Below are 15,392 nucleotides of genomic sequence, written 5' to 3'. Positions count from 1 at the left end.
AGATTTCGATGGAAGATGATGATATTGACCTCTCGGCCCTGGATGACGGGGAACTCGTCGAACAGATGCATGATGATTTGTATGACGGACTGGCGGATGAGATTTGCGAGGGGGTGAACATCCTTCTGGAACGCGGTTGGGAACCCTACAGGGTCCTGACGGAGGCTCTGGTTGAAGGGATGCGCATTGTCGGCATTGATTTCCGGGACGGTATCCTGTTCGTGCCCGAAGTGCTGTTGGCCGCCAACTCGATGAAGGCGGGTATGGCGATCCTGAAACCGCTGCTCGCTGAAACCGGCGCGCCAAAGGCCGGGAAGATGGTCATTGGCACCGTCAAGGGCGATATCCATGACATCGGCAAGAACCTTGTCATCATGATGATGGAAGGGGCAGGCTTCGAGGTGGTGGATCTCGGCATCAACAATCCGGTCGAGAAATATCTTGAGGCGCTGGAGGAACATAAGCCCGACATCATCGGTATGTCGGCGCTGCTGACCACCACCATGCCCTATATGAAGGTCGTGATCGACACGATGAAGGAAAAGGGCATCCGCGACGATTATATCGTCATGGTGGGTGGCGCCCCGCTGAATGAGGAATTTGCCGAAAGCGTCGGGGCCGATGCCTATGGCCGGGATGCGGCCATGACTGTGGAGATTGCGCAGAAAATGGTCGCCGAACGCCGCGCGGCCTGACGCCATGACCGGAGGAGCGTGATATGACAGCTGCGCCGGGGAAAACGCTTTTAATCGCCTGCGGCGCACTGGCAGAGGAATGCTTCGCCGTGATCCGGGCAAATGGCTGGGATCATATGGAAGTAACCTGCCTGCCGGCCAAGCTGCATAACCGGCCCGCCCTGATCCCCGAGGCGATGCGGAAAAAAATTCATGAAAATCGCGACCAGTTCGACCAGATTCTCGCTCTCTATGGCGATTGTGGAACGGGCGGCGGGCTGGACAAGGTGCTGGAAGAGGAAGGCGTTGAGCGGATTGCGGGCGCTCATTGCTACGAATTCTACACCGGTGCGGCGGCGTTTGCGGCAATTGCCGATGCGGAACCCGCCACCTTTTATCTAACGGACTTTCTCGCCCGGCATTTCGATAGGCTGATTATCGAGGGGCTCGGCATTGACAAGCACCCGGAGCTGTTGCCGCTTTATTTTGGCAATTATGAAAAGCTGCTCTACCTGTCCCAGATCGAAAATGCGGAACTGCAGGATAAGGCGCGAGCCGCGGCGGAGCGACTCTTCCTTGACTATGAATACAGGTTTACGGGGCTTTCCGGCCTGGGGGACTTCCTGAAACAGAAGGCGGGGTAGGGCGATGGCGCAACTTTCCATTCTGTATTGGCGCGATATCCCGTCCCAGGTCGTGGTCAAACAGGGGCGACAGAACGCCAAGATCCTGCTTTCCAGCCGGTTTCAGGAGGCAATCGATATGGCTGCCATGCGCGACAAGTCCCATGACAGCGACGCGTATCTGGAAGGATGGCGCAAGGGCGACCCCGAAAGTGTTGACGGCGATCTTCAATCATTGGCGGAGGCATGCGCTACCTCCCTTGAGGCGGCTTATGATGACGCGGCTCTCCGGGCGCTGGTCGTCTCCGGCGGCCGGAAGGAGGGCTGATGCCGAAATCCGCCTACCAGCCCGCAAGCCGCAGTCCTGTTACCCGCTCCCGCGCCTTCTATTCGGTGCGGCTCTGGTCCGTGCGCCATTCCCGCGGGCTGGAGCGAATCTACAAGCTTCTGGCGGGCGTTTTTCTGAAACTGCACCCGTTCTGGAAATTCGTTGGTTACAAGCGCGCGGAAAAGCCGGTGGTGCTGATAGAGAAGACGGTGAAGAGCTTTCTTTTTGACTGCCGGATGTGCGGGCAATGCGTGCTCAGCGATACCGGCATGTCCTGCCCGATGAACTGTCCGAAATCCCTGCGCAACGGTCCGTGCGGCGGGGTGCGGGCGAACGGCAATTGCGAGGTGGAGCCGGATATGCCCTGCGTCTGGGTTCAGGCCTGGAAGGGCAGCCGGAATATGAGTGCGGGAGATAACATCCTGCATGTCCAGCCACCGGTCGATCATTCCTGGCGCGGGTCCTCCGCCTGGCTTCGGGCAACTGCCCAGTCCGCAGAAGAGAAGGATGCGCAGAAGGCGGAGGCCGTTTGACATGAGTACGCCTGCGCCCCACGACATAAGCTCACCCTTGCCGCCGCTACCGGGACATACCTCCCGCGGGCGGCTGGAAAGGGTGCTGCGCGCCGGGGAATTTGCTGTCACGGCCGAGCTTAACCCGCCGGACAGCGCGGATCCTAACGAGGTATTTGACCGCGGCGCAGTTTTTGACGGCTGGGTCGACGGGATTAATGCGACCGACGGATCTGGCGCCAACTGTCATATGTCCTCGGTCGGGATTTGCGCGCTGCTGACCCGTGTCGGCTATTCCCCGATCATGCAGATTTCCTGCCGCGACCATAACCGCATCGCCATTCAGGGAAATGTGCTGGGCGCGGCGGCGATGGGAGTGAATAACATCCTCTGCCTGACCGGGGACGGGGTGCAGGCCGGGGACCAACCGGGGGCGAAGCCGGTCTTTGATCTGGATTGCATGTCGCTGCTTCGGACCATTCGCTTGATGCGAGATGAGGGACGGTTCCTGTCCGGGCGCAAGATCACCTCGCCGCCGCAGGTATTTCTGGGCGCGGCGATCAATCCCTTCGCGCCACCCTACGACTTTCGGCCCTTGCGCCTTGCGAAAAAGATCGAGGCCGGGGCGCAGTTCGTGCAGTCCCAATATTGCTTCGATATCCCGATGCTGGAACGCTATATGATGCAGGTGCGCGATCTGGGCCTTGATGAGCAATGCTATATCCTGATCGGGGTTGGACCACTCGCCTCCGCGCGGGCTGCGAAATGGATCCGCAGCAATGTGCCGGGCATCCATATTCCCGATGCGATTATCGACCGGCTGGAAGGTGCGGAGGACCAGAAGCTGGAAGGCAAGAAAATCTGCATCGAGATGCTCCAGCAGGTACGGGAGATGAAGGGCGTCTCCGGCGCCCATGTCATGGCCTACCGACAGGAGGAACTGGTCGCCGAGATCGTCCATGAATCCGGCATTTTAAAGGGGCGCCGTCCCTGGACACGTGAAAACAACCCCGATTACGAGGCGGTCGCCGAAGCCATTGAAACCGTCAAGGACCAGTCAGAGCATCCCATTGATCCGGAGGAGGCGGTCGCTGCCGCTTTTGAGGAACACTAAGTCGGTCCTGAACAAGAGAATAAGCGGTTCTGCCGTTTAATGAAAAAGAGTGACAATCGGCGAAAGCCCCGTTCAGTGAAGGTATGGCAGCATGACGGATACCCTTATTTCCTCAGCAACCCGGGAAGTTATCATAGGGTTTGAACGCCCTTTCGTGATTATCGGGGAACGCATCAACCCGACCGGTCGCAAGCTCCTTGCCGAGGAAATGAAGAATGGGGACTATAGCCGCGTGGAATCGGATGCGTTGGCACAGGTCGCCGCCGGGGCCCAAATGCTCGATGTGAATGCGGGCATCCCACTCGCTGATGAGCCACGCATTCTGGCGGAGGCGATCCAGCTCGTGCAGAGCCTGACGGATGTCCCTCTCTCCATTGACAGTTCCATTGTTGCCGCGCTTGAGGCGGGCCTTTCCGTGTATCAGGGTAAGCCACTTGTGAACTCCGTTACCGGGGAAGAAGATCGGCTGGAAACAGTTCTTCCGCTGGTCAAGAAATATGGCGCGGCGGTCGTCGCCATCTCCAATGATGAAACCGGTATTTCAGAGGACCCGAACGTGCGCTTTGCGGTCGCCAAGAAGATTGTCGAGCGGGCACAGGATTACGGCATTCCGGCCTCCGATGTCGTGGTTGACCCACTGGTAATGCCCGTTGGCGCGCTCAACGATGCGGGGCGGCAGGTGATGTCGCTCGTCCGGCGCCTGCGGGAGGAACTTAAGGTCAATACGACCTGCGGTGCATCAAACTTCAGTTTTGGCCTGCCCAACCGCCATGGCATGAATGCGGCGTTTCTTTCCATGGCTATCGGCGCCGGCATGACGTCCGCCATTACCAACCCGCTGCATGAGCCGGAAATGGCCGCCATCAAGGGCGCGAATGTGGTCATGGGGCATGATCCGAACTGCGTCAACTGGATCAAGACGTTCCGCGAACCCGCCGCAGAAGGTAGTGATGAGGCCCGCCGCGCGGGCCGGCGACGGAGGCGAAATGCCTAACGGAACGCTGGGAAAACAGAAAACCCATTTGATCGCCTTCATGCCCTCGGGCAAGCGCGGGCGTTTTCCCCATGGCACACCCGTTTTGGAGGCTGCGCGCCTTCTCGGTGTCGATATTGACAGTGTCTGCGGTGGCCGGGGTATTTGCGGCCGTTGTCAGGTGGATATGACCGTTGGCCGGTTCTCCAAGCATGGGGTGACCAGCCGGGAAAATTCCCTCTCTCCCATTAACGAGGTTGAGCAGAAATATGACGGCCGCCGCAAGCTGAAGAAGGGACGCCGCCTCAGTTGTCAGGCACAGTTGCTGGGTGACGCGGTCATCGATGTGCCTGCCACCAGCCAGGTGCATAAGCAGGTCGTGGTGAAGCAGGCCGATGATCGCAAGATCGAGATGGACCCGGCCATCCGGCTGCATTTCGTGCAGGTGCTGGAGCCGGATATGCATAACCCGACCGGCGATTTCGAGCGGCTCTGCGCGGCGCTCAAGCAGCAATGGGATCTCGATGACCTGGAATGCGACATCCGCACCTTGCAATCTCTTCAAAAAAACCTGCGGAAGGGGAACTGGAACGTCACCGTTGCTGTGCATCGTGGGACACGGATTACGAAAATCTGGCCCGGCTTCAATAGTCAGGCCTATGGCATTGCCGTCGATGTTGGCTCAACCACTATCGCGATGCATCTTTGTGATCTCTCCACCGGGGCGGTGATCGCCTCGGCGGGGATGATGAACCCGCAAATACGCTATGGCGAGGATCTGATGAGCCGGGTGTCCTATGTGATGATGAACCCGGGCGGGGAACTCCTGCTGACTGAGGCCGTGCGAGGCGGTATCAATGACCTGATTGCGGAAGTGACCAAACAGGCGAAGGTCGATCCGGATGATATCCTGAATGCCGTTTTTGTTGGCAACCCGATCATGCATCATCTCCTTCTGGGGATTGACCCGACAGAGCTTGGCGGTGCGCCATTCGCCCTTGCCACCAACACCGGCATGATCGTCTGGGCGAGTGAAGTCGGCATGATCTCCAACCCCGATTGCCGCGCCTATTTCCTGCCCTGTATCGCGGGGCATGTGGGGGCGGATACGGCGGCGGTGATCCTTTCCGAGGCGCCCTACCTGCAGGAGCAGATGACCCTGATCATTGATGTTGGCACCAATGCGGAGATTGTTCTTGGCAATAACGAGCGATTGCTCGCAGCCTCATCCCCGACCGGACCGGCATTCGAGGGGGCGCAGATTTCCTGTGGGCAACGGGCAGCGGCCGGGGCGATTGAGCGGGTGCGCATTGATCCGGTGACGCTAGAACCTCGGTTCAAGGTGATCGGCTCAGACCTCTGGTCGAATGAGGAAGGATTTGAGGAGGCGACAAACAAGATCGGTGTTACCGGCATCTGCGGCTCCGGCATCATCGAGGTGATCGCCGAGATGTATCTTTCCGGCATCCTGAGTTCCGATGGCGTGATCGATGGTACCATGGCTGCGCGAAGCCCGCGAATTGTCGCCGATGGGCGCACATTCTCCTACGTCATCCGCGAAGGCGAGAATGAGATCAAGATTTACCAGACGGACGTTCGGGCAATTCAGCTCGCAAAAGCGGCACTCTATGCGGGCGCAAAACTGTTAATGGATAAACTCGGCCTCGAAAAAGTGGAACGTATCCAGCTCACAGGCGCGTTCGGCAGCCATATTGACACGAAATATGCCATGGTGCTCGGTATGATTCCCGACTGCGATCTGCAGGAGGTTCAGGCGGTAGGTAATGCAGCGGGTATCGGGGCGCGGATTGCGCTCCTCAACAATTCGGCACGCGACGAGATTGAAAATTTGGTGAAAACGGTCGAGAAGATTGAGACAGCCGTGGAGCCGATGTTCCAGCAATATTTTGTCGACGCAATGGCCATCCCGCACAAAACAGCTCCAAGCACCGAGCTTGCCAAGGTGGTCACATTACCGGCGCCAAAAGTCCTGTCAGATAGAGGCGCGGAGGGTGGTCGTCGCCGGCGTCGCCGGGAGCGGACGGCAGTCGCAGACTAGTGGCGGATGCGCCGCTCATCGCTTGGGGTGCGGCCGAAATGCTCTCGATGGCATTTGGAGAAATGCGAGGCCGACACGAAACCGCAGGCAAGGGCGACCTCGATAATCGGCAGGCTGGTCTGGGTTAAGAGATACCGCGCCCGGTCAAGCCTGAGTCCGAGGTAGTAGCGCGTCGGCGAGAAATCGAGGTACTTCTGGAAAAGCCTTTCGAGTTGTCGTGTGGAGAGACCTACTGTTATCGCCAAATCGCTACAGCTCAAGGGTTCTTCCAGATTATCTTCCATGCAGGCAATGGCGGCGAGCAACTTCGGGTGGGAAATGCCGAGGCGGGCACGCAGCTCCATTCTCTGGCGTTCCGTTCCCTCCCGGATACGATGATAGATCAGCTGGTCGGCGACGCTGAGTGCCAGTTCCTGGCTGGTTTCCTTCGCAATCAGGCTCAGCATCATGTCAAGCGAGGCCGTGCCACCTGCGCAAGTGTAGCGGTTGCGATCGATTTCAAAAAGTTCAGAAGTGATGTCGAGATCGGGAAAGTCCTCGATAAAGCCGGACAGATTCTCCCAATGGATGGTGCAACGATAGCCCTTTAAAAGGCCCGCCTTGGCGAGCACATGCGGGCCAGTGCAAATAGCCCCGAGGCTGGACCCGTGGGAGGAGAGCCGCCGAAGCGTCGCAATGATCTGCGGCTCGGTATGTTTGTGGATATTGACACCGCCACAGGTGAATACGGTTGGCAGTGCCGGCATGTCAGCGATGCTTCCCTGAACCGAGAATTCTATCCCGGCGGAACTGACAGCAGGTTTGCCATCAATGGAAAAGCATTCCCAGCTATATAACGTTTCGTTACTGAGGCGATTGGCGAGCCGAAGCGGCTCAACGGCCGAGATGAAGGCAAGGGATGAAAATTCCGGCAGCAGGCAGAAGCCAATTCTGTGCTTTGCGCCTGTGTCATTTGTCTTACTGTCCAAATCCGCGACTTCCAGCAAAATTTACCATCAGTATCTAAACGCTAATTCAGTTTCTGGAAAAGACAAACATTTTTTGATGTATTCAAACAAAAAGCCTGCGCACTCAACGCCTCCGCCAAAATTATAAAGGCGGGTCAGAAGAGGCCGACGATGTCGCCATTTTCATTCACATTGATGGAATTGGCAGCGGGAACGCGTGGGAGGCCCGGCATTTGCATAATATTACCGCAGACGGCCACCACGAATTCCGCCCCACCGGAGATACGGACCTCGCGGATCGGGACAACATGATTGCTGGGCGCGCCCTTCAGGTTCGGATCGGTGGAAAAACTGTATTGCGTCTTGGCGATACAGACAGGGTAATGGCCAAAACCGCCGTCTTGCAAATCCTTGAACTGGTCGCGGACTTTCTTATCGGCAATGATCCCTTGCGCGCCATACAGGGTCTGGGCAACGGTGCGCACCTTGTCCCAGAGTGGCAGAGAATCTTCATAAAGCGGGGCGTAATTGCCGCCGTTTTGTTCCAGTTTATCGACGACGGCGCGTGCAAGATCTTCCGCGCCAGCACCGCCGTTGCCCCAGTGATCGGACTCAATCGCCTCCACGCCAAGTTCAGCGCAAATCTGGCGGACCTCATCGACTTCTCTCTCGGTATCAGCGGAGAATTTATTGATGGCGACAATCACGGGCAGGCCGAACTTCTTCAAATTCTCGACATGGCGGGAGAGATTCTCCATGCCATCGGTAACTGCCTTGACGTTCTCTTTGCCAAGATCCTCTTTCGCGACACCACCGTGCATTTTCAGGGCCCGGATCGTGGCCACCACGACGGCGATTTCGGGCTTTAACCCCGCCTTGCGGCATTTTATGTCGAGGAATTTCTCAGCGCCCAAATCTGCGCCGAAGCCGGCCTCCGTCACTACATAATCGGCGAGTTTGAGGGCGGTCTTCGTGGCCAGTACAGAATTGCAGCCATGGGCGATATTGGCGAAAGGGCCACCATGAATAAAGGCGGGATTGTTTTCCAGTGTCTGGACGAGATTGGGCTGGAACGCGTCCTTTAGAAGCACGGTCATCGCCCCATGGGCGTTGAGGTCTTTGGCGAACACCGGTTTTTTTGCGCGGGTGTAACCGACGATGATATTGCCGAGGCGGCGTTTCAAGTCTTCAAGATCGGTGGCGAGACAGAAAATCGCCATCACCTCGGAGGCGACGGTGATATCGAAATGATCCTCGCGGGGGAAGCCGTCAGCGATACCACCCAAACTGTTGACGATATTGCGGAGCGCCCGGTCGTTCATGTCGACGACCCGCCGCCAGATAATCCGTCGTTCATCCAGATCAAGCTCGTTGCCCCAGTAGATATGGTTGTCGACCATCGCCGCGAGCAGGTTGTTGGCGACGCCGATCGCATGAAAATCGCCGGTGAAATGAAGGTTAATATCGGTCATTGGCACGACCTGCGCATATCCGCCGCCCGCCGCACCGCCCTTCATCCCGAAGCAGGGGCCAAGGGAGGGTTCGCGCAGGCAGATTATAGCCTTTTTGCCAATACGGTTAAGTCCATCCCCCAGTCCTACAGTTGTTGTGGTCTTGCCTTCGCCGGCCGGAGTTGGCGTCATCGCCGTGACGAGGATAAGCTTGCCGTCAGGCTTTTCCTGCAGGGTCTTGATATAGTCGAGGGAGAGTTTTGCCTTGTAATGGCCATAGGGCACCAGATTATCGGCATCTACCCCAAGACTGTCTTGCGCCACCTCGGCAATCCGCTTCATGGAGGCGGCTTGTGCAATCTCGATATCGCTTTTCGGGTTTTTATGCTGGTTCGTCATGATGCTTTCTTCTCCCCCTAAAAAGCCGGCAACCATTGTTTTATAACCTGTTCTCGTCACAGTGGCGATACAACCATCAAGGGGCTATTCATAAAACGACATTTACTCTTCAACAAGCGGAACGTTCAATAGTGAAAATGCTGATGTCGCTAATATTTTAGTAAATGACCGTTTGCGACAGATAGTTCAGTTGCTAAGATGGCAAGGTCCCGTTGATGCCGACTGAGCGAGGTTTTTTATGGTGAAATATTCGATCTTCACGATCGCGCGCAACGCGCTTACCGGCCATAAAGACTGGCCGAAGCAGTGGCGCAGCCCGGAGCCGAAGCCGGAATACGACGTGATCATCATCGGCGGGGGCGGTCATGGCCTTGCCACCGCCTATTACCTCGCGAAGGAACATGGGATCACCAATGTCGCCGTGCTGGAAAAAGGCTGGCTCGGTGGCGGGAATACAGCACGTAACACGACTATTGTCCGTTCCAACTATCTCTGGGATGAAAGCGCCGCGATCTACGAGAAATCGCTCCAGCTCTGGGAAGGGCTGTCGCAGGATATCAACTATAACGTTATGCTGAGCCAGCGCGGCGTGCTTAATCTCGCCCATAGCCTCGGCGATGTCCGTGAGGGCGTGCGGCGGGTCAATGCAAACCGTCTCAATGGCGTCGATGCGGAATGGCTGGACGCAGAGGGGGTTAAGGACTTCTGCCCGATCATCAACATCTCTAAATCAGCGCGTCACCCAGTTCTTGGCGCAACCCTGCAGCGGCGTGGGGGCGTTGCCCGCCACGACAGTGTCGCCTGGGGATTTGCGCGTGCAGCGGACGCGCTCGGTGTTGATATTATCCAGAACTGCGAAGTGACGGGCATCAAGCGTAAAGACGGCAAGGTCACAGGCGTGGAGACAACACGCGGGGATATTTCAGCGAAGAAAATTGGCGTCGTAGCGGCGGGACACAGTTCGGTCATCGCGGAAATGGCGGGTATCCGTTTACCAGTCGATAGCCATCCGCTCCAGGCGCTCGTCTCCGAGCCGATCAAGCCAGTGATTGACTGCGTGGTGATGTCGGGCGCGGTACATGTTTATGTCAGCCAGTCAGACAAGGGGGAACTGGTTATGGGGGCAGGCATAGATAGCTATAATTCCTATGCCCAGCGGGGCAGCTTTCATGTGATCGAGCATCAGCTTGGTGCCTGTCTTGAACTCTTCCCGATTTTCAGCCGGGTGCGCATGATGCGGACATGGGGAGGCATCGTCGATACCTGCCCCGATGCGTCGCCGATCCTGTCCGGCACCTCCGTGGAAGGGCTCTATTTTAACTGCGGCTGGGGCACTGGCGGGTTCAAGGCAACGCCGGGCTCTGGCTGGTGCTTCGCCCATACGCTCGCAAAAGACGAGCCGCATCCGCTCAACGCGCCGTTCAGCCTCTCGCGGTTTGAAAGTGGCGCGCTCATCGATGAACATGGCGCCGCTGGCGTCGCCCATTAGGAGGGGACAAGATGCTTAATATCGACTGCCCCTGGTGCGGCAAACGGCACGAAACAGAATTCCGCTACGGCGGAGAGGCGCATATCGCCCGTCCAGAGGATCCTGCCAAACTCGAAGATACGGAATGGGCGGAGTTTCTTTTCATGCGGACCAATACGAAAGGCTACTTCGCCGAACGATGGCTGCACAGCCATGGTTGTCGTCGCTGGTTCAACGTGTTCCGCAACACGGTCACTCATGAGATAGTTGGCTCCTACAAGATGGGCGAGAAACCACCCAAACTGCCGAAATCCGCAGGAGGTACGAAATGACGCAAGCCTTTCGGACCACCTCAGGCGGGCGTATCGACCGCAAGAAGGCAATAAATTTCACCTTCAACGGCCAAAGCTACATCGGCTATGAGGGCGACACGCTTGCTTCGGCCCTGCTGGCGAACGGTGTGCATCTTCTGGGGCGGAGTTTCAAGTACCACCGGCCGCGCGGCATTGTCGCCGCCGGGGCAGAAGAGCCGAACTCCATGGTCCAGCTGGGGGAGGGGGCGACAACCGAGCCCAATATCCGCGCAACACAGATTTCACTTTACGAGGGTCTCAAAGCCTCCAGCGTCAATGTCTGGCCGAATTTGGAGCTTGATATCAGCGCGATCAATGGTCTCTTTGCCAAGATCATGACAGCGGGATTTTATAACAAGACCTTCATGTGGCCGCGCTCCATGTGGATGAAGCTGTATGAACCGGTCATCCGTCGCGCTGCGGGTTGGGGCAAGGCGCCCGCAATGGGTGATCCCGACATCTATGATCATATGCATCTTCATGTGGAGGTGATGGTGGTTGGTGGCGGTCCGGCGGGCCTGATGGCGGCGATGGCGGCGGGGCGTGCGGGGGCTCGGGTCCTGCTGGTTGATGAACAGAACGAATTCGGCGGGAGCCTACTCTCCAGAAAACGCCAGATTGGCGGCAAGGATGAGACAGCCTGGATTGCCGACATGGTCGCGGAGCTGGAGGCCATGCCCGATGTCACCTTGCTGCGTCGGTCAACGGCCTTCGGTTATTACGATCATAACTATCTCTGCGTACTGGAACAGAAGACGGACCACCTTCCCGCAGCAGAACGAAAGGGTAAGGTACGACAGCGGGTTTGGCATATTCGCGCGGGACAAGTCGTGCTCGCCACCGGGGCTCATGAACGGCCGCTGGTATTTGCCGATAACGACAGTCCGGGAATCATGCTGGCGGGGTCTGTGCAGACTTACGTCAATCGCTATGGCGTCCTTCCGGGCAAGAAGATGGTTTTGTTCACAAATAATGATACGGCTTATGAGGCGGCGATTGACCTGCAGGCGGCGGGCGGCGATGTCGTTGCGATAATCGATTGTCGAACGGAACCAACCGGGGAGTTGGTCGATGCGGCTCGCGCTCTCGATATCGAGATACTGGCGGGGCATGCAATCACCGGGACCAGTGGCGGCAAAAGGGTGAGTAGCGTCGAGGTTCGCAAAATTCAGAAGGGGGCAAAGGTTTATACGACCATAGAGCGCAATATCGATTGCGATCTTGTCGCCATGTCCGGTGGATGGAGCCCGGTTGTCCATCTTTTCAGCCAGTCACAGGGCCAGCTGGAATATGATGAGGAAAAAGTCTGTTTCCTGCCCGGAAAGTCCCGGCAGGCGCAACAGGTGGCTGGCGCACTCGCCGGTCAGTTCTCTGTAAAAGAATGTCTTGCGGGCGGATACAAGGCGGGGGCGGATGCGGCGCGCGCGACTGGTTTCACCCCGAAGCGCAAGCCCGCAGCTCCAGAAATTGATGAACCTGCAGTTGGCAGCGTTGAGCCGTACTGGATCGTCCCAAGCTCACGCCCAGTTGGGGAGGGGATGGCGAAACATTTTGTCGATTTGCAAAATGACACCACAGCGGCGGATATCGAGCTAGCGGTGCGCGAAGGCTTCGAGTCCGTTGAGCATATCAAACGCTATACCTTGACGGGATTCGGGACGGATCAGGGAAAAACATCGAATATCAACGCACTGGCCATTCTTTCCGGAATCCTCGACAAACCAATCCCCAAGGTCGGCACGACGACGTTCCGTCCGCCCTATACGCCGGTCTCCTATGGCGCGCTGGCCGGGCGCAACCTTGGCGACTGGTCCGACCCGGTCCGCGTGACCAGCATCCATGACTGGCATGTGAAAAATGGCGCCCTGTTCGAAAATGTCGGGCAATGGAAACGCCCCTGGTATTTCCCAAAGCAGGGTGAGACGATGCAGGAAGCACTAAACCGGGAATGTCTTGCCGTCAGGAATAGTGTCGGGGTCCTCGATGCCTCAACCCTCGGCAAGATCGATATTCGCGGGCCCGATGCGGCGGAGTTCCTGAACCGCATTTATACCAACGCCTGGGCTAAACTCGGGATCGGACGGGTGCGCTACGGCCTGATGTGTCATGAGGACGGCATGGTCTTTGATGATGGCACCACGGCGCGGCTGGCGGAGGATCGTTTCCTGATGACGACGACCACAGGCGGGGCGGCAGGTGTTCTCGACTGGCTGGAGGAATATCTGCAAACCGAATGGCCGGAGCTTAAAGTTTACTGTACCTCGGTCACCGAGCAATGGGCGACTGTCTCCATTACCGGGCCGAAGGCAGGCGCAGTGCTTGAAAAGCTCGCGCCGGAGATGGACCTGTCCCACGAGAACTTCCCGTTCCTTTCGTTCAAGGAAGGAGAGGTTGCCGGGATCAATGCCCGCATCTTCCGCATCAGTTTTACCGGCGAACTGACCTATGAGATCAATGTGCCCTGGACCTGCGGCCTTGCGCTGTGGAAAGCCGTGATGGCGGCGGGCGCGGAATTTGATATCACCCCTTACGGCACGGAAAGCATGCATATCCTGCGGGCCGAAAAAGGTTTCATCATTGTCGGGCAGGAAACCGACGGTACCACCACGCCACAAGATCTTGGCATGGACTGGATTGTCTCCAAGAAAAAGCCCGACTTTATTGGTAAACGGTCCTTCACGCGGAGTGATACGGCCCGCCCGGATCGTAAGCAGTTGGTCGGGCTCCTGACCGAAACTCCAGACGACGTATTACCCGAAGGATCTCAGCTTGTTTTTGATCCGAATGTACCGAAGCCTATTCCGATGGCGGGGCATGTGACGTCGAGTTATTACAGCGCGGCGCTTGGCCGGTCGATCGCACTCGCACTCGTCAAGGGTGGACATGGACGTAAGGGACAGAAGATTTTTGCTCCGCTGGATAAACGGACCGTGACGGCCGAGATTGTCGACCCGGTCTTTTATGACAAGGAAGGGGATCGTTTAAATGGCTGAGACAGAATTCTGGATCACCCCCGCTGCCGCAATTGCGAGTGCCTTTCCCGACGGCTTGACGGAACTTTCCCCGCGCGCACAGGTAAATTTACGCGGGGACGCGGAGGATGCGTCCTTCATGACGGCAGTGAAGACCGCAACCGGTATCGACTTGCCGGAAACGCCCAACAAAGCTGCGACAGGGAAAGAATTTAAGGCGCTTTGGCTCTCCCCGGATGAATGGCTGTTGGTCGGTGAGGGGGAGGCGGCAACGCTTGTCCAGAACCTTGAAGGCGCTCTCAAAGGGCAGCATTTTGCTGTTAATAACTTGAGCGCCAATCGCACGATTTTTGAGTTATCTGGCCCACATTGTCACCATGCGCTGATGAAAAGTTCCGAGGTGGATTTTCATCCGCGTGTTTTTGCGCCCGGTGATTGTCTTCAGACCCTGATAGCCAAGGCACAGGCTATCGTTGAACAGGTGGAAGAGGACAGGTTTCACATTTATGTCCGTAGTTCCTTCAGTCGCTATGTCGGGGCCTGGCTGGCGGAGGCACTGGCCGAGTATCGTCTGGCCGATTGACCGGTTTTTATGGATTTTGTTGGTTAACCCTGAAAAGTTGCGGAAAAATGTGGAGTTGCATCGTCACTGCTGCTATGTAGGATTAACCTGAACCCACTGGCGCCTCGTGAGGACATGTCCAAAACAAATTTAATGACAGCCCCTGTCGAAGGTGAGCTCGCCGATCTGGCGAATTTTACCTGCTCGTTGGCCGCGACCGCCGCTTCGGTCACCCGGTCTTATTTCCGTAAACCCATAGATGTTATCCAGAAACTCGATAATTCCCCGGTGACTATTGCCGATAGGGAATGCGAGACCCGTCTTCGGGAGATGATTACGGAGCGTTATCCGGAGCACGGTATTCTTGGCGAAGAACATGGATTTGACGGCGCAGAGCTGTCGGAAATCTGGGTGGTTGATCCGATCGACGGTACCAAGAGTTTTATCTCGGGCTTGCCGCTCTATGGGACGCTGATCGCCTATGCGCGGGACCAGGATGTGCAAATCGGCGCAATCTCCATGCCAGAGCTTGAAGAATTCTGGGTCGGGGTTAAGGGAAAAGGCTGTTTTTTCAACGGTGTGCCTTGCCGGACCAGCGATTGTAAATCGCTGGAAGATGCTATCCTGATGACGACTTCAGTCGAGTATTTCTCACCTGAGAACCGGGCAAATTTTAACAAGTTGAGCGAGAAAACCCGCATCCGTCGCTATGGGGGGGATTGCTATATCTATGCAATGGTGGCCTCCGGCTGGGCCGATCTGGCAATAGAGACCGGCTTGCAGTCCTATGATTATATGGCGCTCGTCCCGGTTATCGAAGAGGCTGGCGGGGTTATCACTGACTGGTCAGGGAACCGGCCTGATCTGAATTCAAACGGCACAATAATCGCAGCAGCAACCAAGGAACTTCATCAACAGGCACTTAGCTTTCTGGGCGGTTAGCCTAAACTGGTAATT

General features: G+C 57.0%; 14 protein-coding genes. 12 read left to right on the top strand and 2 right to left on the bottom strand.

Going from position 1 to position 15,392, the window contains the following annotated elements:
* Nucleotides 1-8: 8 nt before the first annotated feature.
* From GQE98_RS14610 to GQE98_RS14580, 7 genes are all read left to right on the top strand, one after another.
* On the top strand, nt 9-695 hold the full coding sequence (locus GQE98_RS14610; RefSeq protein WP_161316454.1) for a corrinoid protein: 687 nt from the start codon (nt 9-11) through the stop codon (nt 693-695).
* 23 nt (nt 696-718) lie between these two features.
* Nucleotides 719-1,318, top strand: coding sequence for a DUF1638 domain-containing protein (locus GQE98_RS14605; protein ID WP_161316453.1), 600 nt, complete (start codon nt 719-721; stop codon nt 1,316-1,318).
* Between the two features lie 4 nt (nt 1,319-1,322).
* Nucleotides 1,323-1,625 (top strand): virulence factor, encoded by a 303-nt coding sequence (locus GQE98_RS14600; RefSeq protein WP_161316452.1) that lies wholly within the window; start codon nt 1,323-1,325, stop codon nt 1,623-1,625.
* Nucleotides 1,625-2,158, top strand: a complete 534-nt coding sequence (locus tag GQE98_RS14595) for a methylenetetrahydrofolate reductase C-terminal domain-containing protein (protein WP_161316451.1) — start codon at nt 1,625-1,627, stop codon at nt 2,156-2,158. Before GQE98_RS14600 ends, GQE98_RS14595 begins: the two co-directional genes overlap by 1 nt.
* A gap of 1 nt (nt 2,159) precedes the next feature.
* A complete protein-coding gene (locus GQE98_RS14590) occupies nt 2,160-3,251 on the top strand; it encodes a methylenetetrahydrofolate reductase (protein WP_161316450.1) in 1,092 nt (363 codons plus the stop codon).
* Nucleotides 3,252-3,342: 91 nt separating this feature from the next.
* Nucleotides 3,343-4,245 carry a methyltetrahydrofolate cobalamin methyltransferase gene (locus tag GQE98_RS14585; RefSeq protein ID WP_161316449.1) on the top strand — a complete coding sequence of 301 codons (903 nt, stop codon included), beginning with the start codon at nt 3,343-3,345 and terminating at the stop codon, nt 4,243-4,245.
* Nucleotides 4,238-6,283, top strand: coding sequence for an ASKHA domain-containing protein (locus GQE98_RS14580; protein ID WP_161316448.1), 2,046 nt, complete (start codon nt 4,238-4,240; stop codon nt 6,281-6,283). Before GQE98_RS14585 ends, GQE98_RS14580 begins: the two co-directional genes overlap by 8 nt.
* Here the strand turns inward: GQE98_RS14580 and GQE98_RS14575 are convergent.
* Both GQE98_RS14575 and GQE98_RS14570 read right to left on the bottom strand, forming a co-directional pair.
* On the bottom strand, nt 6,280-7,251 hold the full coding sequence (locus GQE98_RS14575; protein ID WP_161316447.1) for a GlxA family transcriptional regulator: 972 nt from the start codon (nt 7,249-7,251) through the stop codon (nt 6,280-6,282). The genes GQE98_RS14580 and GQE98_RS14575 overlap by 4 nt on opposite strands.
* A gap of 134 nt (nt 7,252-7,385) precedes the next feature.
* Nucleotides 7,386-9,080, bottom strand: a complete 1,695-nt coding sequence (locus GQE98_RS14570) for a formate--tetrahydrofolate ligase (RefSeq protein ID WP_202526326.1) — start codon at nt 9,078-9,080, stop codon at nt 7,386-7,388.
* A 238-nt stretch (nt 9,081-9,318) separates the two neighbouring features.
* Between GQE98_RS14570 and GQE98_RS14565 the strand changes: the two genes are divergently transcribed.
* The 5 genes from GQE98_RS14565 to hisN all read left to right on the top strand — a co-directional run bounded on the left by GQE98_RS14565 (nt 9,319) and on the right by hisN (nt 15,377).
* Nucleotides 9,319-10,569 carry a sarcosine oxidase subunit beta family protein gene (locus GQE98_RS14565; protein ID WP_161316446.1) on the top strand — a complete coding sequence of 417 codons (1,251 nt, stop codon included), beginning with the start codon at nt 9,319-9,321 and terminating at the stop codon, nt 10,567-10,569.
* Nucleotides 10,570-10,580: 11 nt separating this feature from the next.
* Nucleotides 10,581-10,880, top strand: a complete 300-nt coding sequence (locus tag GQE98_RS18475) for a sarcosine oxidase subunit delta family protein (protein WP_161316445.1) — start codon at nt 10,581-10,583, stop codon at nt 10,878-10,880.
* The gene (locus GQE98_RS14555; protein WP_161316444.1) at nt 10,877-13,894 is read left to right on the top strand and encodes a sarcosine oxidase subunit alpha; all 3,018 of its coding nucleotides are present in this window, start codon (nt 10,877-10,879) and stop codon (nt 13,892-13,894) included. Before GQE98_RS18475 ends, GQE98_RS14555 begins: the two co-directional genes overlap by 4 nt.
* On the top strand, nt 13,887-14,456 hold the full coding sequence (locus GQE98_RS14550) for a sarcosine oxidase subunit gamma (RefSeq protein WP_161316443.1): 570 nt from the start codon (nt 13,887-13,889) through the stop codon (nt 14,454-14,456). Before GQE98_RS14555 ends, GQE98_RS14550 begins: the two co-directional genes overlap by 8 nt.
* A gap of 114 nt (nt 14,457-14,570) precedes the next feature.
* Entirely contained in the window at nt 14,571-15,377 is an 807-nt protein-coding gene (hisN, locus tag GQE98_RS14545; protein WP_214646503.1) for a histidinol-phosphatase, read from the top strand.
* Nucleotides 15,378-15,392 lie beyond the last annotated feature (15 nt).

The organism is Sneathiella litorea (genome assembly GCF_009882915.1).
GTDB lineage: Bacteria > Pseudomonadota > Alphaproteobacteria > Sneathiellales > Sneathiellaceae > Sneathiella > Sneathiella litorea.
Note: the sequence above shows the minus strand (reverse complement) of the source record. Positions and strands in the feature narration are given on the sequence as shown.

Bases quoted from the DNA above. Each gene is read 5' to 3' on its own strand.
- GQE98_RS18475 (WP_161316445.1), top strand. From the start codon at position 10,581: ATGCTTAATATCGACTGCCCCTGGTGCGGCAAACGGCACGAAACAGAA.
- GQE98_RS14595 (WP_161316451.1), top strand. From the start codon at position 1,625: ATGCCGAAATCCGCCTACCAGCCCGCAAGCCGCAGTCCTGTTACCCGC.
- GQE98_RS14565 (WP_161316446.1), top strand. From the start codon at position 9,319: ATGGTGAAATATTCGATCTTCACGATCGCGCGCAACGCGCTTACCGGC.
- GQE98_RS14585 (WP_161316449.1), top strand. From the start codon at position 3,343: ATGACGGATACCCTTATTTCCTCAGCAACCCGGGAAGTTATCATAGGG.
- GQE98_RS14590 (WP_161316450.1), top strand. From the start codon at position 2,160: ATGAGTACGCCTGCGCCCCACGACATAAGCTCACCCTTGCCGCCGCTA.
- GQE98_RS14605 (WP_161316453.1), top strand. From the start codon at position 719: ATGACAGCTGCGCCGGGGAAAACGCTTTTAATCGCCTGCGGCGCACTG.
- GQE98_RS14570 (WP_202526326.1), bottom strand. From the start codon at position 9,080: ATGACGAACCAGCATAAAAACCCGAAAAGCGATATCGAGATTGCACAA.
- GQE98_RS14555 (WP_161316444.1), top strand. From the start codon at position 10,877: ATGACGCAAGCCTTTCGGACCACCTCAGGCGGGCGTATCGACCGCAAG.
- GQE98_RS14610 (WP_161316454.1), top strand. From the start codon at position 9: ATGGAAGATGATGATATTGACCTCTCGGCCCTGGATGACGGGGAACTC.
- GQE98_RS14550 (WP_161316443.1), top strand. From the start codon at position 13,887: ATGGCTGAGACAGAATTCTGGATCACCCCCGCTGCCGCAATTGCGAGT.
- GQE98_RS14600 (WP_161316452.1), top strand. From the start codon at position 1,323: ATGGCGCAACTTTCCATTCTGTATTGGCGCGATATCCCGTCCCAGGTC.
- GQE98_RS14580 (WP_161316448.1), top strand. From the start codon at position 4,238: ATGCCTAACGGAACGCTGGGAAAACAGAAAACCCATTTGATCGCCTTC.
- hisN (WP_214646503.1), top strand. From the start codon at position 14,571: ATGTCCAAAACAAATTTAATGACAGCCCCTGTCGAAGGTGAGCTCGCC.